A 23,903-nucleotide genomic window follows, 5' to 3' on the forward strand; every position below is an offset into this window, starting at 1 on the left:
GAGCAGGGCGAAGGGGGAGGGTGGCTGCCGGCGCGATGCGGGGCGGCAGCCACGGCGAAGCAGGCGCAGGACAAGGGGGTACGTCGCCGGCGTGGCGGCACCCGCACTCGTACGCGCCGTTCAGTGATACGCAGATGCGAAGTCTGGGATTCTGAATGAGGCAGCGGCCTCAGGAACCCTGAAATACGAAGAAGAAGGCGAGAGAAATCAGCCAGTCCGAAAGACGCTGAAGCGTCACAGGGAAAGGCGTACGCCTACCGTGCCATGGGACGAAGACGCACTTGGTGGCGCAGCAAGACAGACGTCCGCATTTTTGATATCCCCCCGCACGAGTAAGCGCCTCGGGGAGTGTCGGGTCCGCCGAAGCATCACTGCCTTAGGGCCAAGCTGGTCAGGCCGGCCGCCAAGACGCTAACCCACATTCACAGAGCCGTGCAATCTTTTTCGTGCCGATACGAATGCGGGCGGTTCGGTTGACCAGAAAAGGCCGGTGCCGGTCTACGCGGCCCGGTCCACCAGAGCCGCCGGAGGCTCGTCGTCCATTTCGAAGGCCATCGGGAAGGGGGCGTGACCGGCCAGGCGGAACCAGCGCACCTTGCGGTGCCGGCGCAGGGCCCGGGCGGCGCGTACGGCGTCGTTGTGGAAGCGCCGGGCCATCGGGACCCTGCGGACGGCCTCGGTGAGCTCCCGGGCCGCCTCCTCTCCCCCGGGCGCCTCGCGTACCGCCTCCACCTGGGCGGCCTCGGCGAACACGGCGCGCAGGGCCTGGCTCAGCTCGCTCTCGGAGACCTCACGCTGCTCCTCCTCGGCCTGCCGGGCGGCGTGGGCGGCCTCGTAGAGGACGATCGAGGCGGCCGGATCCAGGACCCCGGACGTGGCCAGTTCCTGCGCCACCGAGGCCCGGCGCAGCAACTGCGCGTCCAGGGCGGCCCGGGCGGCGTCGATCCGGGCGTGGAGGCGGTCGAGGCGCCCGGCGGTCCAGCTCAGGTACAGCCCGATCGCGACCAGGGCGACGGCGATCCAGATGAGAGTGGTGGTCACGGGCGGCAAGGCTAGCGTCAGGGCCGGTCCGCCCGTGCACTGCGCCCCGTCGTACCACCGACGCGGGACCGTCCGAGCCTTGGTTCGAAGTGGCTCGGAACGCGCCCGCGGCCAGGCGTCGGATCGTCAGTCCCGGGTCAGCCCCAGCCGTCCCCACAGCCCCGTCGCCCGCTCGTCCTCGGCCACGGCCGCCGCTCCCGCCGTCACCGTCTCGTACACGGACAGGATGTCCGCGCCGACGGTCGACCAGTCGAAGCGCCGTACGTGGACGCTGCCCCGCTCGCGCAGTTCCGCGCGGCGCACCGGGTCCGCCAGCAGCCGTACCGCCGCGTCGGCCAGGGCGTCGGCGTCCTCGTTGGGGAACAGTTCGCCGGCCTCGCCCCGGTCCAGGACCTGCGCGAAGGCGTCCAGGTCGGAGGCGAGGACGGGGGCCCCGGCGGACATGGCCTCGACCAGGATGATGCCGAAGCTCTCCCCGCCGGTGTTGGGCGCGACGTACAGGTCGACGCTGCGCAGGAAGCGGGCCTTGTCCTCGTCGCTGACCATGCCGAGGAACTCGACGCGGGAGCGCAGCTCGGCCGGGAGCGTCTCCACCGCCTCCTCCTCGTCACCGCGTCCGGCGACCAGCAACCGGGCCTCCGGGCGCGCGGCGAGGATCTTCGGCAGGGCCCTCATCAGCACCGGCAGGCCTTTGCGAGGCTCGTCGATGCGCCCTATGAAGCCGATCGTCTCGCCCTGCCACTCGGCCTTGGGCTCGGCCCCGGCGAAGAAGTCGACGTCGACGCCGTTCGGGATCACCACCGCGTCCCCGCCGAGGTGCTCCACGAGGGTGCGGCGGGCGTACTCGCTGACCGCGATCCGCGCGCTGATCTTCTCCAGCGCGGCCTGGAGGATCGCGTAGGCGGCGATCATCGCCCGCGAGCGCGGGTTGGAGGTGTGGAAGGTGGCCACGATCGGGCCCTGGGCCGCCCAGCAGGTCAGCAGGCCGAGCGACGGCGAGGTCGGCTCGTGGATGTGGATCACGTCGAACGCGCCGTCGTGCAGCCAGCGGCGTACCCGGGCGGCGCTCAGGAAGCCGAAGTTCAGCCGGGCCACCGAGCCGTTGTACGGCACCGGCACCGCGCGCCCGGCGGAGACGACGTACGGCGGGAGGGGCGTGTCGTCGTCGGCCGGGGCGAGGACGGACACCTCGTGGCCGAGGCGGATGAAGTACTCGGCCAGGTCCCGGATGTGGAACTGGACGCCGCCCGGTACGTCCCAGGAGTACGGGCAGACGATGCCGATCCTCACGAGGTCCCCTTCGCAGGGTCGAGGTCCGCGAGCCACAAGCGCTGCAGCATGTGCCAGTCCTCCGGGTGGTCGGCGATGCCCGTGGCGAAGGCGTCGGCCAGCGCCTGTGTCATGACAGACGTCTTCTCGGCGCGCGTGCCTGACTCGGGCACCTCGACCGGCGGATGGACCCGGCCCCGCATCACGGGCGAGTCGTCGTACCAGAGCGTGACGGGCAGCAGCAGGGCGCCCGTCTGCTGGGCGAGCAGGGCCGGTCCGGCCGGCATCCGGGCCGTGTCGCCGAAGAAGCCGACCTCGACGCCGGAGGCGGACAGGTCACGGTCGGCGACCAGGCAGACCAGGCCGCCGTCGCGCAGCCGCCGGGCCAGGGTGCCGAAGGCGGTGCCGCCGCTGTGCGGCAGGACCTCCATGCCGAGGCCCTCGCGGTAGGCGACGAACCGGTCGTACAGCGTCTCCGGCTTCAGGCGCTCGGCGACCGTGGTGAACCGGATGCCCAGCTCGGTGGTGACCCAGGCGCCGGCGAGGTCCCAGTTGGCCAGGTGCGGGAGGGCGAGTATGACGCCCTTGCCGGTGGCCATGCCCTCGGTGAGGTAGTGCAGGTCCTTGGGGTCGAAGCCGCCCCTGATGCGCTCCTTGCTCCAGGCGGGCAGCCGGAACGACTCCATCCAGTAGCGCAGGTAGGACCGCATGCCCGCGCGCGAGAGCTCGGCGAGACGTTCGGGGCTCGCGCCGGGCACCACGCGCGCGTAGTTGCTCTCCAGCCGCCGTACGCCCTTGCCGCGCTGCTTCCAGGCGAGATCGGCGATGGTGTGCCCGAGCCGCACGGCGACCGGCTCGGGGAGCTTCTTGACCGTGCCCCAGCCGAGGCCGTACAGCGCGTCCGTCAGCCGGTCCTGTGCGCTCACGTGGCTGCCTCGCTCCCGTGAGAGGCGTTGTGCTGCTCGTCGCCATTGTCCTGCGCGGCCTCGGCCTCCTCGGCCTCGGCGGACTCCCGGCGGACCGTGACGACCCGCTGGATCAGGGTGACGAGGCTGCCCACGGCGACGATCCACAGGGCGATGGGCAGCAGGTACTGGATGCCGGGTACACCGAACTTGTGCAGGCCCGCGAACCCGGCCGCGACCAGCGAGATCACCAGCCGCTCGGCACGCTCGACGAGCCCGTTGACGGCGACCGGCAGGCCGATCGACTCGCCGCGGGCCTTGGTGTACGACACGACCTGCCCGCTGGCCAGGCAGAAGATCGAGACGGCGCACAGGACGAGGTCGTCGCCCCCACCGGCGTACCAGAGGATGAAGCCGCCGAAGATCGCTCCGTCGGCGACCCGGTCGAGCGTGGAGTCCAGGAAGGCGCCCCAGCGGCTGGAGCGGCCGAGCTGACGGGCCATGTTGCCGTCGACGAGGTCGGAGAACACGAACAGCGTGATCACGACCGTGCCCCAGAAGAACTCGCCCATGGGGTAGAAGACCAGCGCGCCCGCGACCACACCGGCGGTACCGATGAGTGTGACGGTGTCGGGGCTGACGCCCCGCCGGATCAGAAACGCGGCGAACGGTGTGAGGACACGCGTGAAGAATGCACGCGCGTACTTGTTCAGCATGGCCTTCCCGAGGGTCGGTGTCGCCGTCTGGCCCCTGCTGGCCACCGGCTGGCCCATCGTAGCCACGCGGGCGGGCACGCGACGGCCGGGACCCGAGGCCCGTGTCACGGCCCGGCGGAGCGTGGCGCGGGGCGGGGTGCGGGGCGCGATCACGTCGTTCGTATGGACGCACCGTGACAGGAGTGGAAAGCTCGAATAACCGCGGGCGTCGCCGGAGCCGCACCGCACGCGGATCCCGCGTCTCCGCGCCCACAGTGACCTCACCGTGCACGGGAGGCAGGATCATGGGCGACAAGGCACAGACACACCCTGGGGCCGCCGGCAGGGCACAGGCGGCCGACCACCCTCAGTCCGTACGGAATGTGGTGCTGGTCGGCCACTCCGGATCGGGCAAGACCACGTTGGTGGAAGCCCTCGCACTCACGGCGGGGGCGGTGAACCGGGCGGGCCGTGTGGAGGACGGCGGCACCGTCTCCGACTTCGACGAGATCGAGCACCGGCAGCAGCGCTCGGTGCAGCTCTCCCTGGTGCCCGTCGAGTGGGACGGCATCAAGGTCAACCTTCTCGACACCCCCGGATACGCCGACTTCGTCGGTGAGCTCAGGGCCGGTCTGCGAGCCGCGGACGCGGCCCTCTTCGTCGTCTCGGCCTCGGACGGCGTGGACGGCTCGACCCGCATGGTGTGGGACGAGTGCGCGGCCGTGGGCATGCCGCGCGCCATCGTCGTCACGCACCTGGAGGCGGCGCGCTCCGACTTCGAGGGGATGACACGGGTCTGCGCGGAGGCCTTCGGCGCGGACGACCCCGACGCGGTCCTGCCGCTCTACCTGCCGCTGCACGGCCCCCAGGCACCCGACGGGCACGCGCCGGTGACCGGTCTGATCGGGCTGCTGTCGCAGAAGCTGTTCGACTACTCGACCGGCGAGCGCAAGGAGTCCGAGCCGGGCGAGGACCAGCTGCCGCTGATCGAGGAGGCCCGCAACCGGCTGATCGAGGGGATCATCTCGGAGAGCGAGGACGAGACCCTCATGGACCGCTACCTCGGCGGGGAGCCGGTCGACGTCAGGACGCTGATCGAGGACCTGGAGCGGGCCGTCGCACGTGGTGTCTTCTTCCCCGTCCTGGCCGCCGCCCCCGCGGCCGAGGGCGCCCGGCAGGGACTCGGCACGGTGGAACTGCTGGAGCTCGTCACCCGTGGGTTCCCGACACCGCTGGAGCACGAGACGGTGCGGGTCACCACCATCGACGGCAAGCCGCGCGAGCTCAAGCCGTGCGACCCGGACGCGCCGCTGGTCGCGGAGGTCGTGAAGACGTCCTCCGACCCGTACGTCGGCCGGCTGTCGCTGATCCGTCTGTTCTCCGGCACCCTGCGCGCCGACCAGACCGTCCACGTCTCCGGGCACGGGCTGGCCGACCGCGGGCACGAGGACCACGACGTCGACGAGCGCATCGGCGCCCTGTCCACGCCGTTCGGCAAACAGCAGCGCCCGGTGTCGCACGTCATCGCGGGCGATCTCGCGTGCGTGGCCAAGCTCGGCCGCGCCGAGACCGGCGACACGCTGTCCGCCAAGGACGACCCGCTGCTCATGGAACCGTGGCAGATGCCCGATCCGCTGCTGCCGCTGGCCATCCAGGCGCACAGCAAACCGGACGAGGACAAGCTCTCGCAGGGCCTGGCCCGGCTGGTGGCCGAGGACCCGACCATGCGGCTCGAACAGAACCAGGACACCCACCAGGTCGTCCTGTGGTGCCTCGGCGAGGCACACGCGGACGTCGCCCTGGAGCGGCTGCGCAGCCGGTACGGCGTCCAGGTCGACGTCGTGCCGCACAAGGTCTCCCTGCGCGAGACCTTCGCGAGCAAGTCGGCAGGACGCGGCCGGCACGTCAAACAGTCGGGCGGGCACGGCCAGTTCGCCATCTGCGAGATCGAAGTGGAGCCGCTGCCGGGCGGTTCGGGCATCGAGTTCGTGGACAAGGTCGTCGGCGGCGCGGTGCCACGGCAGTTCATCCCGTCGGTGGAGAAGGGCGTACGGGCCCAGGCCGCCAGGGGAGTCGCCGCCGGGTATCCGCTCATCGACGTGCGCGTGACCCTCCTGGACGGCAAGGCGCACTCGGTGGACTCCTCCGACGCCGCGTTCCAGACCGCCGGCGCGCTCGCCCTGCGGGAGGCGGCCACCGACGCGAAGATCCATCTGCTGGAGCCGGTGGCAGAGGTGTCGGTGCTGATCGGTGACGACTTCGTCGGTGTCGTGATGAGCGACCTGTCGGGACGGCGCGGCCGGCTGCTCGGCACCGAGCAGACACCCGGGGGGCGCACCCTGATCCGGGCCGAGGTGCCCGAGATCGAGATCGGCCGGTACGCGGTCGACCTGCGGTCGTTGTCGCACGGCACGGCACACTTCAGCCGCCGGTACGCGCGGCACGAACCGATGCCGCCACAGGTCGCGGACCGGGTCCGCGAAGAGGAGCGCAAGGCCTCGTAACGAGCGCCGGGCGCCACCAACTGCCCCGTGAGGGCTTCTGTGCGCGTCGGCGGGCGGCTTGCGTGGCCGTCCGCCGACGGACGCCGGTGCGTGCCGATACGCTGATGACCTGATCAACAGGTGTGCGGAGCGCGGAAGTCGGGAAGGCCGCAATGCAGATGCGGCAGCGATGGGGGCGGCAGTGACGGACGGATTCGACTTCAGTCCAGGGGCCCAGGTGCCTTTGGCGGGTGCGACTGGCCAGACGGCGGCGACCTACGCTCTGGCCGCCGCGGCCTACCGTGACGACGAGGTCACCAAGATCCTGAACGCGGACAACGAGTGGCACCAGTCGAAGGTGACACCGCCGCGTTCCTGGGCGAAGATCTTCCGCCCCCGGTTCGGTGAGGCCTTCTCCCGTGCCGTCATCGACCGGATGCTGGGTGCCGGGCGCAATCCGTTGATCCAGTCCTTCGGTATCGAGCCCCAGGTCGTCGTGGAGCACTGCCTGGCGGCCCACCGCATCCGCCGCGACCGCGACAACTGGCTGTCGGCGATCACGGTGCTCTGCGGGGTGCTCTTCCTGCCGGGCTTCCTCGTGTGGCTGCTGGTGTTCACGCTGCGCACCACCATGGCCAAGCGCGAGGACAAGCGGACCGGCGCCCTCGCCACGACGCTGCTGGTCGCGGTGGGCGCGCTCGCCGTGCTGTTCCTGATCCGCATGCCGTTCACGGGTTTCTGGGCCCTGTACGGGCGCGCGGCGGTCGTCATGCCGGTCGTCGGCTGGTTCTGGGCCAAGCTGATCTGCGAGCGGACCGCCCGTGACCTGCGGGAGCGCTGGTCGGGCCTGCTGTCGGGCGGCGGTGTGGGGGCCAAGATCCCCGAGGCGGTCCCGGGCAACCCCGGCGACGCGGCCGAGCAGGTGCGCAAGGAACTGGCCCGCCTCGGCGCGGAGCAGCGATCCAACTCCGTCTTCTACGCCGGTCCCAAGGGCATACTCGGCATGGGTACGCGGTGGGGCAGCTGGCAACTGGCCGAGGAGCTGGTCTCCGCCGAGCCCGGCAAGGAGTTCCATCCCTTCCGCAGTTGGGACGTCATCGTGGCGATCCAGGGCGGACTGGCCATGCTGGAGCGCACGTCCATCAACACCGGCGGCTTCCCCAAGCCGTCCATCACCCACTGGATCGTCACGCCGATCGGCGAGAAGGCGACGGAGGTGTCCCGGCCGAGCGGCACGGACGTCGACGCGTACACGATCCGGACGCACGCCGTACAGGACATCTGCAACAAGCAGCAGTTCGGCAGCGGCGACCGGCACTACCTCGGTGTGCAGTGGACCCTGTGGGACGGCCATCTGGTGATCACGATGCTGATCACGGTGACGGTGCTGCACGACACCCTGCGCATCGAGGTCACCGGGCACGCGCTGGGGCCGGTCAACGCCTTGTTCAACGAGAAGCCCGCGGCCAAGGAGAAGACGGTCCAGAAGTCGTTGCGGTTCTGGGAGACCCGCACGGTGAAGCTCCCGCTGATCGACGCCGACGAGGTGGTACGGCTGGCCGCGCGCGCCCCGCTGACGTGGTACCCGCCGCTGCTGAACTGGCTCGGCGGCAGTCTGACGCTGCCGGAGCCGTTCGGTCTGCGGCACGCGTGGGCGGATCAGCCGTGGCGGCACCGGTTCATGGCGGACGACGCGCTGCGGGCTGCGACTCCTGTGCTGCGTGTGGTGCATGCGGCGGCGTTGAAGGTGCTGCGGGAGAACGGGGTGGATGTGGAGAAGTTCGGGTCGCGGTCTGCTGTGCTCAGTGGGGCGGTGCAGGAGGCTTCGCCGAAGAAGGCGGATGTGTACGACGCCTAGTTGGTGGGGTGCTGGCGTTTCGGCTGAGGCGCGGGTGGGTGCGCAACTCGGCGCTACGAGGTGCCGCCTGCGCCGCAGGCTAAGAGGACGGCCAGGCGTCCGCCAGCATCTTCCTCGTGTCGGCCAGGAGCTGGGGCAGGACCCGCGTGTGGCCCACCACCGGCATGAAGTTCGTGTCCCCGCCCCACCGCGGCACGATGTGCTGGTGCAGGTGCGCCGCGATGCCCGCGCCGGCGACCGAGCCCTGGTTCATGCCGATGTTGAAGCCGTGCGCGCCGGAGGCCGTGCGCAGGGCCGTCATCGCCTGCTTGGTGAGTTCGCCGAGTTCGGCGGTCTCCCCCGCCGTGAGGTCGGTGTAGTCGGCGACATGGCGGTAGGGCACGGTCATGAGGTGCCCGCCGTTGTACGGGTACAGGTTGAGCACCGCGTAGACCTGCTCGCCGCGCCGGACGACCAGCCCGTCCTCGTCGGACTTGGCCGGGATCGAGCAGAAGGGGCAGCCGTCGCCCGAGCCCGGGCCGGTCGGCTTGTTCTCGCCCTGGATGTAGGCCATCCGATGGGGCGTCCACAGGCGCTGGAACGCGTCCTGCGTCCCCACTCCCAGCTGCTGCTCCGGCTCACTCGTCATGCAGTGCAGCATATGGCGTCGAGCTGGGGGGACGGCAAAGGCCCCCGGGATCTCCCGGGGGCCCGTGCACCCTGTGATCAGACCTGCGCGCGCTCCTCGACGACCTTCTGGATCTTCGCGATGGCCTCGTCGAACGGGATGCCGTTCTCCTGCGAGCCGTCGCGATAGCGGAAGGACACGGACCCGTGGGACATGTCCTCGTCGCCCGCGATGACCATGAAGGGCACCTTCTGCTTCTGGGCGTTGCGGATCTTCTTCTGCATGCGGTCGGAGGAGGAGTCCACCTCGACGCGCAGGCCCTTCCGCTTCGCCGCCGCCGCGAACTTCTCCAGGTACTCGACGTGCGCGTCGCCGATGGGGATGCCGACCGCCTGGACCGGGGCGAGCCAGGCTGGGAACGCACCGGCGTAGTGCTCCAGGAGCACCGCGAAGAACCGCTCGATGGAGCCGAACAGCGCACGGTGGATCATGACGGGACGCTGCTTCGCGCCGTCCGCGCCGGTGTACTCGAGGTCGAAGCGCTCCGGCAGGTTGAAGTCGAGCTGGATGGTCGACATCTGCCAGGTGCGGCCGATGGCGTCCTTGGCCTGGACGGAGATCTTCGGCCCGTAGAAGGCGGCGCCGCCCGGGTCCGGGACCAGCGGAAGGCCCTGCTTCTCGGCGACCTGGCGCAGGGTCTCGGTCGCCTCCTGCCAGGCCTCGTCCGAGCCGACGAACTTCTCCGGGTCCTTGGTCGACAGCTCCAGGTAGAAGTCGGTGAGGCCGTAGTCGCGGAGCAGGTTCAGGACGAAGGTGAGCGTCTTGTCGAGCTCCACCGACATCTGCTCACGGGTGCAGTAGATGTGCGCGTCGTCCTGGGTGAAGCCGCGGGCGCGGGTCAGGCCGTGCACGACACCGGACTTCTCGTACCGGTACACCGTCCCGAACTCGAACAGGCGCAGCGGCAACTCACGGTAGGAGCGCCCGCGGGCGTCGAAGATCAGGTTGTGCATCGGGCAGTTCATGGGCTTGAGGTAGTAGTCCACGCCCTCGTCGAGCTGCATGGGCGGGTACATGCCGTCGGCGTACCAGTCCAGGTGGCCCGAGGTCTCGAAGAGCTTCCCCTTGGTGGCGTGCGGGGTGTAGACGAACTCGTAGCCCTCTTCCTCGTGGCGGCGCCGCGAGTAGTCCTCCATGACCCGGCGGATGATGCCGCCCTTGGGGTGGAAGACGGCGAGGCCGGAGCCGATCTGCTCGGGGATCGAGAACAGGTCGAGCTCGTTGCCGAGCTTGCGGTGATCGCGCTTCTCGGCCTCGGCGAGGAACTCCAGGTGCGCCTTCAGCTCGTCCTTCGTCGGCCAGGCGGTGCCGTAGATGCGCTGGAGCATGGGGTTCTTCTCGCTGGCGCGCCAGTAGGCGGCCGCGTTGCGCATCAGCTTGAACGCCGGGATGGCCCGGGTCGACGGCAGGTGGGGGCCGCGGCACAGGTCCTTCCAGCACAGCTCGCCGGTCTTGGCGTCCAGGTTGTCGTAGATCGTCAGCTCGCCGGCGCCGACCTCGACGTCCGCGCCGTCGTCGCTGGACGCGGAACCCTTGAGGCCGATCAGCTCCAGCTTGTACGGCTCGTTCGCGAGCTCCTCGCGAGCGGCCTCGTCGGTGACGGCGCGGCGGGCGAACCTCTGCCCGCGCTTCTGGATCTCCTGCATCTTCTTCTCGATGGCCTTGAGATCCTCGGGCGTGAACGGCTTCTCGACGTCGAAGTCGTAGTAGAAGCCGTCCTTGACGGGCGGGCCGATGCCGAGCTTGGCCTCGGGGAAGAGCTCCTGCACGGCCTGCGCCATGACGTGCGCGGTGGAGTGGCGCAGGATGTTCAGGCCGTCCTCGGAGGAGATCTCGACGCCCTCGACCTCGTCGCCCTCGGCCAGGGCGTACGACAGGTCCTTGAGCTCGCCGCCGACGCGGGCGGCGATGATGGAACGCTCGCCGGCGAAGAGCTCGGCGGCCGTAGTGCCCGTCGTCACCACGCGTTCTTCCCGCTCGGAATCGCGCTGGATGATCACACGGACGTCTGACACCGGTCTCTCCTGACTGAAGGTGGGGTCGCGTGCGCCATACCGGAGCGCGCGCACGAGTATGGATCGTACCGACCCCTGACCGTTCACCGCGAAATCAGTCCCCGCGGTCCCCGCCCTCCTCGCCGTCCGCCGCGCAGGCGTCCCCTCCGCAGGCCTCCTCGAAGAAGGCCGCGATCCCGGCGTTCTCCTGGAGCGACTTCATCAGCCGGTCCCGCTCGGCGTCGTCGACCTGCACCGGTGCGACGCCGTGGGCGCCGGTGAGGCGACGGAAGCCACCCCGGCTCTCCAGCCGGCCCTGGACCCGCACCGGCAGCCCTACGAGGTGGGCGTGCCCGGCGATCCGGTAGGCCTCCTCGTCCAGGGTGACCCGGACGTTCGGTACGTCGGCCCCGGCCAGCACGCGCAGCCGTACGGTGCCCTCGCCGCGCGGCCCGGACCTGCGCAGCCGCACCACCGAGCCCGTGATCCGCACCGGCACGGAGGGTTCCGCGCTCAGGTAGCGGACGCTCGCCTCGCGCAGCACGGGCAGGTCGCCGGGTGAGAACTCGACGGGCTCGGCGGAGGGGGCGCAGCCCTCGGGTACACCGGCCGCGGGTGCCCACTCGACGGCGATCCGGGCGCCCTCCGTCCCCCGGACCAGGGCGACGAGGGCCTCGGTGAGCTCGTGGCTCACGCCGGCCTCGACCGCGGTGTCGAAGGCGTCCATGCCGCCCGTGGCGCGCCGGTAGTCGATGGCCTCACGGGCGGCGTACAGCGCCTGGTGCAGGCGCACGGCCAAGGTGCGGCCGCCGGTGACGGGCACGAAGGCCGTGAGGTGGTTGTCCGTGGTGGAGCCCACCAGCACGTTCTCCAGGGACGCGGCCGCGGAGCCCCGGTGGCGGGTGCCGTGGTAGCCGGCCCGCGCACGGGCGGCGAGGGCCGCGGCGAGCAGCATCCGGCGGGCGGCGGTGCGCAGCCGGTCCTCGACGACCCAGGGTGCCGCACCGGCGGGCCCGGCGGGTACGTCGTGCCACCAGTGGATCTCGTCTCCGGCCACGGTGAGGGAGACGAGAACGTCGCGTGCGGAGGGCGAGCCGCTGCGGGACAGGGCGAGCAGGGCCTCGCCGAGCAGGTCGTCGCTGTCGGGGAAGGCGCGGCTCTCGGGCACCAGCAGACTGGTGCCGCTGCCGCTGCCGCTGCCGCCGGGGCCGGGCGGGGTCCAGCGTCCGTAGCGCCCGGGGGCGCCGCCGCGCCGCTGCCAGCCGTGCCGGCGCAGCAGGGCGGTCAGCACGGCCGGGTCGACGTCGGCGGGCTCGGGCGGGCGGCCGTGCCGGCTCGTCGTCTCGACGGGGTGCGGCCGGACCTGCCTCACCGGCTCCTCGGTGGGGCGGTGCGTCACGGTGTTCCTCCCGTCCCGACCCGCGTCATGATCTCGCACAGCGCCCGGTCGTCGAAGATGCGTGAGGTCGGTATCCGCACGGTGGTGCGGCGGCGGCCGGTGATCGGGTGGCCGGCGAGGTTGGTCCAGTAGCAGCAGTGCCTGAGGTCGAGCCGGTCGTGGCCGGCGCGCAGCCAGTCGTCCTGGGAGCGCGGCACCAGCATCACCACGAGGATCTTGTGCACGGAGACGGGCGTGCGGGCGAGTTTCGCCAGGTGGTCGTTGTCCAGCGTGAAGGCGAAGGTGCGGCCCGGCGGGTGGGGCGGCACCTGGTAGGTGGCCTTGAGCTGCACCTTGATGGTGACCTCGTCGTCGACCGTGTGCCCCGGGGCGCTGTGGCTGACGTGCCAGTCGATGCCGTTGTCGGGGAACGGCTGGGACAGCGAGCAGCCGGCCGCCGCCGCGACGGCGTGCAGATAGCCGACCTGCAGCGTCTCCATGCAGGCGGTGGTGGCGAGAGTGCCGCGAGAGGGAGCCGTGCGCTCGGGCAGCAGCCCGCCCCGTTCGGGCTGCGCAATGGCCATGGCCGACAGCCTTCCAGAACAAGTGATTCCCCGTGCGGGCCGCTGAACTGCACCGACCCGTACTCCTGTTGTCTCCTCCCGGCGTACGGCGCAAACAGCCCGGGTATTACCGAATCGGGCAGCGGACGGTGCGTCAACTGCCGAAGGTGAACGAGGGGTTGTGTGGCTATGACGACGTGCTGGTACGAGGGGCCGCTGGCCGCCTTCGACACGGAGACGACGGGCGTGGACGTCGAGACCGACCGGATCGTGTCGGCTGCCGTCGTCGTCCAGGACGCCCCGGGCGTCCGGCCGCGGGTCAGCCGCTGGCTGGTGAACCCGGGGATACCGGTGCCCGCCGAGGCGACGGCGGTGCACGGGCTGACGGAGGAACACCTGCAGCGCAACGGCCGGTGGCCGGCGCCGGTGATGTACGAGATAGCGCAGGCGCTGGCCGAGCAGGCCCACGCCGGACGTCCGGTCGTGGTGATGAACGCGCCGTTCGATCTGACCCTGCTCGACCGGGAGTTGCGCCGCCACCGCGCCTCGGCCCTGGGCCGCTGGTTCGAGTCGGAGCCGCTGTGCGTGCTCGACCCGAGGGTGCTGGACAAGCACCTGGACCGGTACCGCAAGGGCCGCCGCACCCTGACGGACCTGTGCGCGCACTACGGCGTCGCCCTGGAGGGAGCGCACGACGCGGCGGCCGACGCGGTGGCGGCACTGGAGGTCACCCGGGCGGTGGGCCGACGTTTCGCGTCCCGGCTGGAGCGGCTCGCACCCGGTGAGCTGCACACCCTCCAGGCGGTGTGGCACGCGGCGCAGGCCCGGGGGCTCCAGGCGTGGTTCGCGCGCAGCGGTGTGGAGGAGGCCGTCGACCCGGCCTGGCCGCTGCGTCCGGAGATGCCGGCGGCGGCCTGAGCCCGGGCACACAAAAGCCGGTCCGTCTGAGACGGACCGGCTGTTTCCGGTGGGCGATACTGGGTTCGAACCAGTGACCTCTTCGGTGTGAACGAAGCGCTCTCCCACTGAGCTAATCGCCCGGGAACGCACTGAACCATACAGGTCCCGGCACGCTTCCTTCAAACCGCTTCGAGGTGCCTGGCCAGTCCGCGCTCTCCCGCCCGCATCATCAGGCGGTGATTGACCCGGAAGACGGGCCGGCACGGCACCGCGAGCCGCCGCAGCAACGGCTTGCGGACGTCGACGACCTGGTCGTACCGCGCGCGAGTGCCCGTCCCGAGCGGGGTGACCGTCCAGCGCGCCCAGCCCTCGATGTCCCCGGACATCGCGATCTCCAGCACACCGGATGCGGGGTCGCGCCGCACCTCCCGTGCGGTGAAGGTCATGTCGTACGGCAGGACGGAGCGGATCCGGATCACCCCGGTCGTGTCGTCGAGGCGGGTCACCTCCCGGACCTGGCGCCACCACCGGGGATAGTCCTCGGCGCTCTCCAGCGCCGCGTACACGGTGGCGGGCGGCGCGGGCAGGGCCCAGAGACTGCGGAAGCGGTAATGGTTCCAGTCCATGACGGCAGTCTGCCCTCCTGGCCATGGGGACGGTCTGAGTACGCGCCTGAGTATCCGCACTCATGCCGTGCGAGGTGACGCGCACCACACTGCGAGGCATGACGCACCTTCCGCCCCCGGCCGAGGAGTTGCGGCTCCTCGACGCCGAACTCCGGCAACTGGAGGCCCGGCGCGGCCAGTTGCTGGCTCGTCGCGCCTGGCTGCTCGCGGCCCTGCGACAGCCGCAGACGCAGCCGCCGCAGCCACCGCAGGCGCCGCCCACCGCACCGCCCCGCCCGGAGACCGCCGCGCCCAGTGTGCAGAACGTGCTCCTGGTCCTCGGCGGTGTTCTCCTCACCCTCGCCGCCGCGGTGTTCACGCTGGTCAGCTGGGGCCATCTGGGGATCACCGGGCGGGCGCTGGTGCTCGGCGCGGTCACGCTGGCCGCGCTCGCCGCACCGGTGCCGCTGCTGAAGCGCGGGCTGCGGTCGACGGCCGAGTCCGTGGCGGGGCTCGGGCTGGCGCTGACGGTGCTGGACGCCTACGCGCTGCACGCGGCCGCCCTGGCCGGGACGGACGGCACCGGGTACGCGGCACTCGCGTCGGCGGTACTGGCGGCGGGCTGGTCGGCGTACGGTCTGCTGCCGGCCACGGCCGTGCTGCGGCTGCCCCTCCCCTGCGCCCTGTCGGCGGGCCAGTTCCCGCTGCTGCTGTGGGCCCTGGCCGGCGACGCCGGTCCGTACGTGATCACAGCCGCGCTGCTGGTGACGGCCGGACTCGACGCGGCGGTGGCGCTGCGCGTCACGAATGCTTCCGTGCGGATCACCGCCCTGGTCGCCGCGTACGCCGTGGGTGGCGGGGGCGCCCTGGCCGCCGGCTGGCTGTCCCTGGCGGCCGACGGCCCGGGCGCCGCCGCTCGTGCCGGGGCTCTCCTTCTGTTCGCGGCAGGGATCGCGCTGGCAGCGGCCTGGCGGACGCCGGGCGAGCAGCACCCCCTCGGCCTCACGATCGCCGCGGGGCTGCTCACGGTCGCCGCGCTCGGCGGAGTGGCCCGGTCCCTGCTGCCGGGGGCATGGACGGTTCCCGCCCATCTGGTCTTCGGTGTCGCCCTGTTGACGGCGGGTCGCGCCGGGCGGCTGCCGGGCCCGGTGCGGGCGGGCTTCGCCTGGGCCTGCGGTGCCGTACAGGCGCTGGCCGTGCTGTGGGCGCTGCCCGTCGTCGCCGTGGCGGTGCTGGGGCCGGCCGGGTGGCTGGGCGGGGTGTGGAGCGGTGCGCCGGTGGACGCGCGTGCGGCGGTCGCCGTCGAGGTCCCCTGGCCACCGGACGCGGCGGGAGTCCCTGTCGTACTGGCGGCCGTGGCGGCGGTTCTCGCTCTGGCGGTCCGTGCGGAGCAGTGGCGTGCGCGGGCGCGGATCGGCGCGCTGGGCCTGGTGGCGGCCACGGCGCTGGTCCTTCCGGCGGTCCTGGGGATCCCGTATGTCGCGGGGATGCTGGTTCTGGGGGTGATCACAGCGGCCTCCCTGTACGTCTCCCGGGCCGCGGTGTCCGCCGTACGGCTCGCCGCTCACGTCCTGGCCCTGGTCACCTCGGTCGGCCTTGCCCTGACGTCCCTCGCCTCGCAGACCGCGACCCTCGTCACGCTGTCTGCGCTGATCGCGATGTTCGCGGCGGCGTCGTGGCGGGCGCGCCTCGCCTCCGTCACGGCCCCGGCCGCCCTGGCGTACGCCACCGCCCTGGCCGCTGCGACGGGTGCCGCCGCGGACTGGCCGCCGGCCCGTGTCGCGCTGCTGGTCCTGGTCGTCCCCGCGGCCGCCGCCCTGCTCGCGGCGCGTCTCGGAGAGTCCCGGGCGACGGTGCCGGTCGAGGTCGCGGGAGCCGCCGCCGGCCTGCTCGCCGTGGGCCTCGCCGTCACGGACCCGCCGCTGCTCGCCCTGGTGCTGGCGCTGTGCGGCGTGATCGCCGCGGGCACGGCGGTGCGTCCGGGCCGCCGTCCCGTCGGTCACGCGGCCACGGCCCTCTTCGTGCTGGCGGCCTGGGTACGCCTGGCCGCCTGGGACGTCGGCACGCCCGAGGCGTACACCCTGCCGGTGACCGTGCCGGCGCTGCTGCTCGGCGCCCTGCGCCGGCGTCGCGACCCAGAAACCTCGTCCTGGACGGCGTACGGCGCCGGGCTCACGGCCACGCTCGTGCCGAGTCTGGTCGCGGCCTGGGCCGACCCGCACTGGACGCGCCCGCTGCTGCTGGGCACGGCCGCACTGCTGGTGACCCTGCTGGGCGCCCGGCACCGTCTCCAGGCCCCGCTGACGCTCGGCGGGTCGGTACTGGCCCTGGTCACCCTGCACGAACTCGCCCCGTACGTCGTGCAGGTGACCGGGGCGCTCCCCCGCTGGGCGCCGCCCGCCCTCGCCGGACTCCTGCTGCTCGCACTCGGGGCGACGTACGAGCAGCGGATCCGGGACGTCCGGAGGGTGCGGGAGGTGCTGGGGCGGATGAACTAGTGCCGCGGCAGGCAACGTTTGCCCGACGGGGCGGACGTTGCCTGTTTGCGGCACCAGCCGTCGGCTAGGGCATCTTGTCGCCGAGCAGCGCCAGGTTCTCGATGGCGGCGAGGCCGTACAGGGCGGTGTCGTTGGTGGACACCCAGGTGGCCTCGCTGCCCGGCACCAGCGCGACGGGGCCGCCGAGCTTCTCGGTCTTCCAGGGCGCCGACTCCTTGTAGCCGTCGGAGTTGTAGAACTTCTCCCAGGCCCGCTTGGCGAGTTTCTCGTCGCCGGTCTTGACGGCCGTGTAGGCGTCGAGGCGCGAGTGGCCCTGGAAGAGCAGCAGGCTGCCGAAGTCGGAGCCGTAGCGGGCCTTCTGCTCGGCCTTGGTGGCGTTGAAGTAGCGGCAGTAGTCGAAGTAGGCCTCGTTGAACTTCGGCATGTCGACGAGGTCGATGAGCTCGGCGCACAGCTCGTTCAGGCCGAAGACGGCCGACAGGTGGGAGACGCTCACCACGGGTTTGTCCGCGACGGCGAACTTGCCGGTGTCGAGGTCGTACAGCCCGTTGCCCTGCACGAAGCCGTTGGGCTGGGCGGCGATCGTCTCCATGGTGGACAGCACGCGCGCCTTGGCCTTCTCCCACTTCGGGCCCTTGCGTTCCCACTCTGTCAGCCACGCCGAGACGAGCCCGCTCCAGTCCGTGCCGAAGCCGATCGACAGGGCGTGCCGGTCGGGGGTGTACGGCTCGGTGCGGATCTTGCGGATGGGGTCGAGGACGAGGAACGTCTCGTCGGAGTCGACGTTGGCGTGCATGAGGTCACCGACGCGCTCGTCGGCGGTGAGGAAGTAGTAGTAGCGCCGGTAGGTGGTGTTGGCGATGCGCTGCTGCTTGGCACTGTCGGCGAAGTGCTGCACGCCGTGCCGGGTGCCGAGGCCCGCCCACTTGCCCAGGTGGTAGACGTCGACCTCGCCGGTGTGCCGGGTCATCGCCTCGGCGAAGCGGAAGATGTCGGCGCGGCCGGAGCGCAGGTAGGCGTACCAGAGCCACAGGTCCGGCGAGAGTTCGGAGTTGTCCCAGGCGTAGCCGCCGATGTCGTACCGCCACTGGTGCCGGAACGTGTCGTAGGTGTGCATGATGTCGCCGTAGTCCCAGAAGCCGTACCAGCGGCGCTGCTCCACCTGGTCCTTGTAGTAGGTGAAGAGGAAGTCGAGGTGGTCCTCGATCTTCGCCTTGGCCGGTGTGGAACGGTCGGGCTCGGAGTACAGGCCCGGTCCGAAGACCCCCGCCTCGATGAGCTGCTTGGGCGGGGCGGCGAGCTGCGGGAGCACGCGGACGGCCTCGACCTGCCGGGCGAGCGTCTCGCCGCTCGGGGTGGATTCGTTGGCCCAGAACATCAGCTCCGAGGTCCGGGCGATGCCGTACGGGGTGCCGAACTCCGGCTCGTAGTCCTCGTAGGTGATGTTGAGGCCCTCGAGCTGTTCGGCGTAGGTGTCCTGGCCCATGCCGTCGTGGTAGAAGCGCATGTCCATGGGCTGCGCCTCGGGTGACCACAGCCAGAGGGTGACCTCGGCCTCGTCGGTCTGGGCGCCCCGGATGTCGAGCTGGGCGGGGAACTTCTCCCAGAAGTCACGCAGTCCGAAGGAGAAGCCGCCGCTCGCGCCGCCGACGTAGCCGAAGCCGGAGGCGCGCCGGCCGCCGCCCGCGGCGACCCAGCCGTGCCCCTTCTTGGTGCGCTTGCGCAGCGTGAAGCCGTCGGCGGAGAGCTGGGAGAGGGTGTAGTCGCCCCACTCGGGGATGTACTGGAGGCGGGTGGTGACGCGCTGGTCCCAGGTGGCGGGATCGGGCAGCTTCTTGCCTTCGAACTGGGCCGTCTGCACGGCCGCGCCCGGGTCCCGGCGCAGTCCGGTGATGCCCTTGACGGCCTCGCGCAGCAGACCGGTGCCGTCACCGCCGATGCGGATGTGGCGGTCGTACGCCTCGTCCCGCAGGGGCACGGTGAAGCGGACTCCGAGGCCGCGGATGAAGTCGCCACTGGCCTTGCCCGGTTCCTGCTTGCCGTCGTAGGTGATGGTGTGCACCATCCGGAACGAGTCGGCGCCCGCGTAGAAGTACAGCCTGATCGAGAAGGGCAGCCAGCTGCGGCCGCCCTTGCGGTGCTTGCCGTCGATGCGGACGACCGCGCGGACCGGGCCCTCCTGCTCGACGGTGACCTTGGAGACGGCGCCGTCGAAGCGCTCGGTCTTCACCGCCCCCTGGTCCTCGTCCTCGATCTCGGGCTGGCGGATCAGGACGAGCCGGCCGTTCCTGGCGATCTCCGTCGAGCCCCGGCTGACCGACTTGACGATCGTCGAACCGGACGTGCCGATCTTCGCGGTGATGACGCCGGTCGAGATGTCGATGGTGCCGCCGCGCTGGTCGACGGTGACCTTCTTCTCGGGGGCGGCGGGCGTCCCGGCCTTGAGGGTGAGCTTGCCGTCGCCGGAACCGACCGCGTGCGCGGTCCACTTGAGGGAGCCGTCGGGCCAGTAGGCGATCGGCCACGACTGCACGGGGACGGCCTTGCCGCCCGCGTCCGTCAGCGCGAAGGTCTGGTCCTTCTGGTAGGCGCCCTTGGGCCAGGGGACGCCGACCGTGGAGCCGGGGGCCGCGCCGAGGCCGCCGTCCTCCAGCCAGTCGAGGGTCACCGGGTCGGGCTCGGCGGTCTCGGCTCCGGGGGCGGCCTGCGCGTCCTGCGCCCCCAGCGCCCAGCTGAACTGGGCGGCTGCTCCGGCGACGGCGGCCGCCTTCAGGAGGGATCTGCGGGGGATGGGAGACATAGAGATGCTGCCTTTCCTTGTCCGTGCGGAAAGCGATTCCGTGCGCTGGTCAGGGGCATGACAGTGAAGGGTGCGGCACCCGGGGGCGCCGACCCAGCGAGTGGGCACCGCCGGTCAGCGGTGCCGGTACCGCTCCTCCACGGCGACGGCCGCCGCCGCGACGGCCCCGAGGACGGGGACCGCCAGCGGCGCGGCGAACCAGGCGGACAGGGCCACGACGGCCAGCCCGGCGATGATCAGAAAAGACCCGGCCGGGTCGAGGAGGGTCCGGCGCCAGGCGACCGCGAGCAGCGTGCGCCAGCGCGCGTCCGGTTCCCAGACCGCCGCCGCGCGCAGTCCCGCCACCACGAGGGCGATCAGCGCGACGACCCCGACGGCCCCGACGAGCGGCCCGCCGGGAATCCCTGCCCGGGCCGCCTGGACGTCCACCCAGACCGCGGCGACCGCCGCCCACCCGGCGAGTCCGGCGAGCCACCCGCCGCGCAGAGCCGTACGGAAGTCGGCGACGAACTCGCGCCACCCGCCGCCCTCGTGCGCGGTACGGCGCCGCAGGTGCCGGGCCCCGGCGGCGAACGCGGCGGGATACGTGACGACACCCAGCGCGGCCACCGCGATCCAGACACCGGTGAGCAGACACTCGGCGAACACGGCGAAGCGCTCGGCGAGCGCCGACTCGCCACGTGCCTTCACCCTGGCTCCGGCCATGCCCGCCTCAGCCCTTCAGACCCGACGTGGCCATGCCGTCGATCAGATAACGCTGGAAGGCGAGGAAGAAGGCCAGCACCGGCAGCAGCGCGATCAGTGACATGGCGATCATGCCACCGTAGTTGGCCAGCCCTTCCTGGTCGACGAACATCTTCAGGCCGAGCGAGACCGTGTACTTGTCGGGCTCGTTGAGGTAGATCAGCGGGCCCATGAAGTCGTTCCAGGAGTTGATGAAGGTGAAGATCGCACTGGTGATCAGGGCCGGGCGGCTCAGCGGCAGCACGATCGACCAGTAGATGCGCAGGTGCCCGCAGCCGTCGAGGCGGGCCGCCTCGTCGAGCTCCTTGGGCATGTTCCGCATGAACTGCACCATCAGGAAGACGAAGAAGGCCTCGGTGGCAAGGTACTTCCCGAGCAGCAGCGGTGTGTAGGTGTTGATCAGCTCCATGTTGCGGAACAGCACGTACTGCGGGATCAGCAGCACGTGGTACGGCAGCAGGAGCGTGCCGATCATCAGCGTGAACAGCAGGTTGCGGCCCGCGAACCGGATCCTCGCGAAGGCGTAGGCCGTCAGCGAGCAGGACACCAGGATGCCGACGACCGACCCGACGGCGAGGAAGAGCGAGTTGAAGAAGAACGTCGAGATCGAGATGTCGGCGATGCCGTCGGCGAGGCTCGTGTAGTTGCCGAGGACCGGATCGCCCGGGAAGAGGTCCAGGCTGCCGACGATGTCCTCGCTCTTCTTGAAGGACCCGCCGATGACCCAGATCACCGGGTAGAGGATCACCGCGAGGATCAGCAGGGATCCGAGGTGCCAGGCGAGGGAGCCGGGCAGCTTGTGCCGCAGTCCGCCCGCTCGCGGGGTGACGTCGGTGGCCTGCGCACTCATCGGGCGCCCTCCTCGTAGTGCACCCAGCGCTTCTGGGACCAGAACAGCACCGCCGTGACCAGGGCGACCGCTACGAGCAGCATCCAGGCCATGGCGGAGGCCAGGCCCATGCGGCTGTTCTCGAAGCCCTGGACGTAGAGGTAGCAGGTGTAGACCATGGAGCCGTCCGCGGGGCCGCAGGCGTTGCCTCCGGCGCCGCCGCCGACGATGTACGCCGAGCTGAAGATCTGGAACGAGTGGATCGTCTCCAGCAGGACGTTGAAGAAGAGCACCGGGGAGATCATCGGCAGGGTGATGTTCCAGAACCGCCGCAGCTTGCCCGCCCCGTCGACCTCGGCCGCCTCGTACAGCTCGCGCGGGACCTGCTTGAGGCCGGCCAGGAAGATGACCATGGGGGCGCCGAACTGCCAGACGGTGAGCGCCACCAGGCTGTAGATGATCATGTCGGGGTCGCCGGTCCAGCCGCCGACGTCCATGCCGAAGAGCTTCTGCGTGCGGTCGACGATCGCGTCGTCCGAGAAGATCGCCTTCCACACGATCGCGACGGAGACGCTCGCGCCGATCAGCGACGGCGCGTAGAAGGCGGCCCGGTAGAACGCCTGCCCGCGCCGGCTCTGGGCCAGCAGCAGGGCGACTCCGAGGGCCGCGAGCAGCTTCAGCGGCGTACCGACGACGACGTACCACAGCGTGACCTGCACCGAGTGGCGCCAGCGCGGATCTCCGAACATCTCGGAGAAGTTGTCGAGGCCGATCCACCGGGGCGCGTCGAACAGGTTGTAGTCGGTGAACGCGAAGTACAGCGAGGCGACCATCGGGCCCGCGGTGAGCAGCAGGAACCCGGCGATCCACGGGGACATGAAGAGATAGCCGGCCAGGTTCTCCCGGCGCCGCCGCCGCTTGAGGGCGGCGGGGCGCTCGGGCTTCACCGGACCGTGCCGCGGCTCGGAGTCCTTGGACAGGCCCTCCGTCGCAGGGGCGTGTGTCACGGTGGTTCCCATCAGCCGGCGAGAGCCGTCTTCGACTCGGTGAAGAACTGCTTGACGGCCTCGTCCACCGAGCGCTTGCCCAGGGCGAGTTCCTCGGCGATGCGCAGGAACGCGGACTCGCAGATGTCCGCGCCGTTCGGGTGCGGCGTGATGGGCTCGAGAACGCCCGCCTTCACGAGGGACTCCTCGTAGGCGGCGATCGCCTTGTTGACCTCGTCGGTCGGCTTGTACGCGTCGTACTGGGCCTGGGTCGCGGGCACGCCCCGGTCGTAGCCCATGATCTTGGCGACCTCGGGGTCGTGCACCATGAAGTCGATGAACTGGGCGACTTCCTTGGGGTGCTGGGTGCGCTTGGAGGCGCTCAGCATGAGGGAGCCGAGGTACTGGCCGGTCTTCTTGCCGTCCGTGGTCGGGATGGGGGCGAGGCCGTACTCGCTCTTGCCCTCGCTGGTGTAGCGGACGGTGAAGTTGTCCCAGGTGAACTCGCCGCCGGCGAGCTCGGCGGCGACCGCCGACTTGGGCTTGATCTGCGCGACCTTCTTGGCGTCGGTGTAGATGCCGTCCTTCACGCCCTTCTCGGCCTTCGTCCACCAGTCCGTCAGGTCCGACTCGGTGAAGCCGAGCCCGTCCTCGGTGAAGAACGCCTTGCCGTTCTGCCGCAGGTACAGGTCGTAGAGGTACATGACGCCGTACATGCCGCTGTCGCCGGCGCGGCCCGCCTTGTCGCGGATCTTCTTCATCGCCGCGTCGAAGTCGTCCCAGGTCCAGCCCTGTTCCGGCTTCACTCCGGCACGCGTGTAGACGGGCTTGTCGATGACCAGGGCCATCGAGTTCGAACCGACCGGAACACCGAGGAGCTTGCCGTCGATCTCGCCGAACTTGTCGAGATCGGCCCGGAATCCGTCCATCGACAGGTTGCCGGCCTTCACCTGCTCACCGAGATCGAGCAGCACGTTCTTCGCGTCGTATTTACGCAGGAAGCCGATGGCATTCTGGAAGACGTCCGGCGGATTTCCGCCGGAGGCCTGGGTGTTGAACTTCTTCCAGAAGTCGAGATAGGGCTGGAAGTCCGTTTTCACCTTGATCTTCGGGTACTTCTTCTCGAAGAGCGCGATGGTCTTGTTGATGCGCTGGGCACGGTCCTCCGCACCCCACCACGCGTAACGGATCGTCACCGTCCCGTCCGCGGAAGCCCCTCCGTCGCCACCGCAGCCGGTGGTCGCGGCCAGCCCCAGTGTGGCCGCCGTGGCGCCGGCCGCCTTCAGGATCGTACGTCTCTCAACATTCCTGCCGTTCACCACGGTTGGCCTCCCCGCACGTCGTCCCGCTCGCATGAATCGTTTCAAGTAAGCGCTTGCTGGCACAAGTTACGGAGGGGCTGAGGGTGCGTCAATGATTCGGACAAGATTTTCTCACCGAGCGACCGGCGGGCGGGCGGAGGTGGTGCCGGTCCGGCGAGGCTTCCGCTCGGCGATGTCACTGGTGAGACGGGTGTGACCGGAGGGCCGAACAAGGCGGTGCGGGCCACGGGGGTTTCGGTCGCGACCGAAAGCCGAGGGCAGGATGGAGAGCGTGGGGCGGGGCGACCGGTGTCCGGTTTCCGACCGGCGATGACGGCCTGCGAGGCGCTCCGGAGTCGGACGGCGGACACCCGGAGAAGCTGGCCC

18 protein-coding genes and 1 tRNA gene are annotated in these 23,903 nt (G+C 70.9%); 4 read left to right on the plus strand and 15 right to left on the minus strand.

What is annotated here, in order from left to right; genetic code table 11:
• Positions 1–498: 498 nt before the first annotated feature.
• The 4 genes from ABZ016_RS28175 to pgsA form a co-directional block, all read right to left on the minus strand.
• Positions 499–1,041, minus strand: a complete 543-nt coding sequence (locus ABZ016_RS28175; RefSeq protein ID WP_356919502.1) for a hypothetical protein — start codon at positions 1,039–1,041, stop codon at positions 499–501.
• A 126-nt stretch (positions 1,042–1,167) separates the two neighbouring features.
• Positions 1,168–2,331, minus strand: coding sequence for a glycosyltransferase family 4 protein (locus ABZ016_RS28180; protein WP_356919503.1), 1,164 nt, complete (start codon positions 2,329–2,331; stop codon positions 1,168–1,170).
• Positions 2,328–3,236 (minus strand): phosphatidylinositol mannoside acyltransferase, encoded by a 909-nt coding sequence (locus tag ABZ016_RS28185; protein ID WP_356919504.1) that lies wholly within the window; start codon positions 3,234–3,236, stop codon positions 2,328–2,330. Before ABZ016_RS28185 ends, ABZ016_RS28180 begins: the two co-directional genes overlap by 4 nt.
• A complete protein-coding gene (gene pgsA, locus ABZ016_RS28190) occupies positions 3,233–3,988 on the minus strand; it encodes a phosphatidylinositol phosphate synthase (protein WP_356919604.1) in 756 nt (251 codons plus the stop codon). Before pgsA ends, ABZ016_RS28185 begins: the two co-directional genes overlap by 4 nt.
• Positions 3,989–4,215: 227 nt before the next feature.
• Here pgsA and ABZ016_RS28195 point away from each other — a divergent pair, with 227 nt between their 5' ends.
• Together ABZ016_RS28195 and ABZ016_RS28200 are read left to right on the plus strand one after the other, a co-directional pair.
• Positions 4,216–6,414 (plus strand): elongation factor G-like protein EF-G2, encoded by a 2,199-nt coding sequence (locus tag ABZ016_RS28195; protein ID WP_356919505.1) that lies wholly within the window; start codon positions 4,216–4,218, stop codon positions 6,412–6,414.
• A 169-nt stretch (positions 6,415–6,583) separates the two neighbouring features.
• Positions 6,584–8,251, plus strand: a complete 1,668-nt coding sequence (locus ABZ016_RS28200; RefSeq protein ID WP_356919506.1) for a hypothetical protein — start codon at positions 6,584–6,586, stop codon at positions 8,249–8,251.
• A gap of 79 nt (positions 8,252–8,330) precedes the next feature.
• On the opposite strand, the gene ABZ016_RS28205 is transcribed toward ABZ016_RS28200, so the two are convergent.
• The 4 genes from ABZ016_RS28205 to ABZ016_RS28220 form a co-directional block, all read right to left on the minus strand.
• Entirely contained in the window at positions 8,331–8,891 is a 561-nt protein-coding gene (locus ABZ016_RS28205; RefSeq protein ID WP_356919507.1) for an HIT domain-containing protein, read from the minus strand.
• 65 nt (positions 8,892–8,956) lie between these two features.
• Positions 8,957–10,933, minus strand: a complete 1,977-nt coding sequence (thrS, locus tag ABZ016_RS28210; protein WP_356919508.1) for a threonine--tRNA ligase — start codon at positions 10,931–10,933, stop codon at positions 8,957–8,959.
• Between the two features lie 94 nt (positions 10,934–11,027).
• A complete protein-coding gene (locus ABZ016_RS28215) occupies positions 11,028–12,311 on the minus strand; it encodes a hypothetical protein (protein ID WP_356919509.1) in 1,284 nt (427 codons plus the stop codon).
• Positions 12,308–12,874 (minus strand): DUF4365 domain-containing protein, encoded by a 567-nt coding sequence (locus tag ABZ016_RS28220; RefSeq protein ID WP_356919510.1) that lies wholly within the window; start codon positions 12,872–12,874, stop codon positions 12,308–12,310. The genes ABZ016_RS28215 and ABZ016_RS28220 overlap by 4 nt, the downstream gene beginning before the upstream one ends.
• A 168-nt stretch (positions 12,875–13,042) precedes the next feature.
• Here ABZ016_RS28220 and ABZ016_RS28225 point away from each other — a divergent pair, with 168 nt between their 5' ends.
• Positions 13,043–13,771: a 3'-5' exonuclease gene (locus ABZ016_RS28225; RefSeq protein ID WP_356919605.1), complete on the plus strand. Its 729-nt coding sequence runs from the start codon at positions 13,043–13,045 to the stop codon at positions 13,769–13,771.
• A gap of 50 nt (positions 13,772–13,821) precedes the next feature.
• On the opposite strand, the gene ABZ016_RS28230 is transcribed toward ABZ016_RS28225, so the two are convergent.
• Both ABZ016_RS28230 and ABZ016_RS28235 read right to left on the minus strand, forming a co-directional pair.
• Positions 13,822–13,893 (minus strand) — tRNA-Val (locus tag ABZ016_RS28230).
• Between the two features lie 39 nt (positions 13,894–13,932).
• Positions 13,933–14,379, minus strand: coding sequence for an SRPBCC family protein (locus tag ABZ016_RS28235; RefSeq protein WP_356919511.1), 447 nt, complete (start codon positions 14,377–14,379; stop codon positions 13,933–13,935).
• Positions 14,380–14,441: 62 nt separating this feature from the next.
• On the opposite strand from ABZ016_RS28235, the gene ABZ016_RS28240 reads away from it, so the two are divergent.
• Entirely contained in the window at positions 14,442–16,856 is a 2,415-nt protein-coding gene (locus ABZ016_RS28240; protein ID WP_356919512.1) for a hypothetical protein, read from the plus strand.
• 64 nt (positions 16,857–16,920) lie between these two features.
• Here the strand turns inward: ABZ016_RS28240 and ABZ016_RS28245 are convergent, their stop codons facing one another.
• The 5 genes from ABZ016_RS28245 to ABZ016_RS28265 form a co-directional block, all read right to left on the minus strand.
• On the minus strand, positions 16,921–19,656 hold the full coding sequence (locus ABZ016_RS28245) for a Tat pathway signal sequence domain protein (protein ID WP_356919513.1): 2,736 nt from the start codon (positions 19,654–19,656) through the stop codon (positions 16,921–16,923).
• A gap of 114 nt (positions 19,657–19,770) precedes the next feature.
• On the minus strand, positions 19,771–20,361 hold the full coding sequence (locus tag ABZ016_RS28250; protein ID WP_356919514.1) for a hypothetical protein: 591 nt from the start codon (positions 20,359–20,361) through the stop codon (positions 19,771–19,773).
• A 7-nt stretch (positions 20,362–20,368) separates the two neighbouring features.
• Positions 20,369–21,250, minus strand: coding sequence for a carbohydrate ABC transporter permease (locus tag ABZ016_RS28255; RefSeq protein ID WP_356919515.1), 882 nt, complete (start codon positions 21,248–21,250; stop codon positions 20,369–20,371).
• Complete coding sequence (locus tag ABZ016_RS28260; protein ID WP_356919516.1) at positions 21,247–22,248, minus strand: sugar ABC transporter permease; 1,002 nt, start codon at positions 22,246–22,248, stop codon at positions 21,247–21,249. Before ABZ016_RS28260 ends, ABZ016_RS28255 begins: the two co-directional genes overlap by 4 nt.
• Positions 22,248–23,537: an extracellular solute-binding protein gene (locus ABZ016_RS28265; protein ID WP_356919517.1), complete on the minus strand. Its 1,290-nt coding sequence runs from the start codon at positions 23,535–23,537 to the stop codon at positions 22,248–22,250. Before ABZ016_RS28265 ends, ABZ016_RS28260 begins: the two co-directional genes overlap by 1 nt.
• Between the last annotated feature and the right edge of the window lie 366 nt (positions 23,538–23,903).

It is taken from the genome of Streptomyces sp. NPDC006372, assembly GCF_040612515.1.
In the GTDB taxonomy this organism is placed as follows: Bacteria; Actinomycetota; Actinomycetes; order Streptomycetales; family Streptomycetaceae; genus Streptomyces.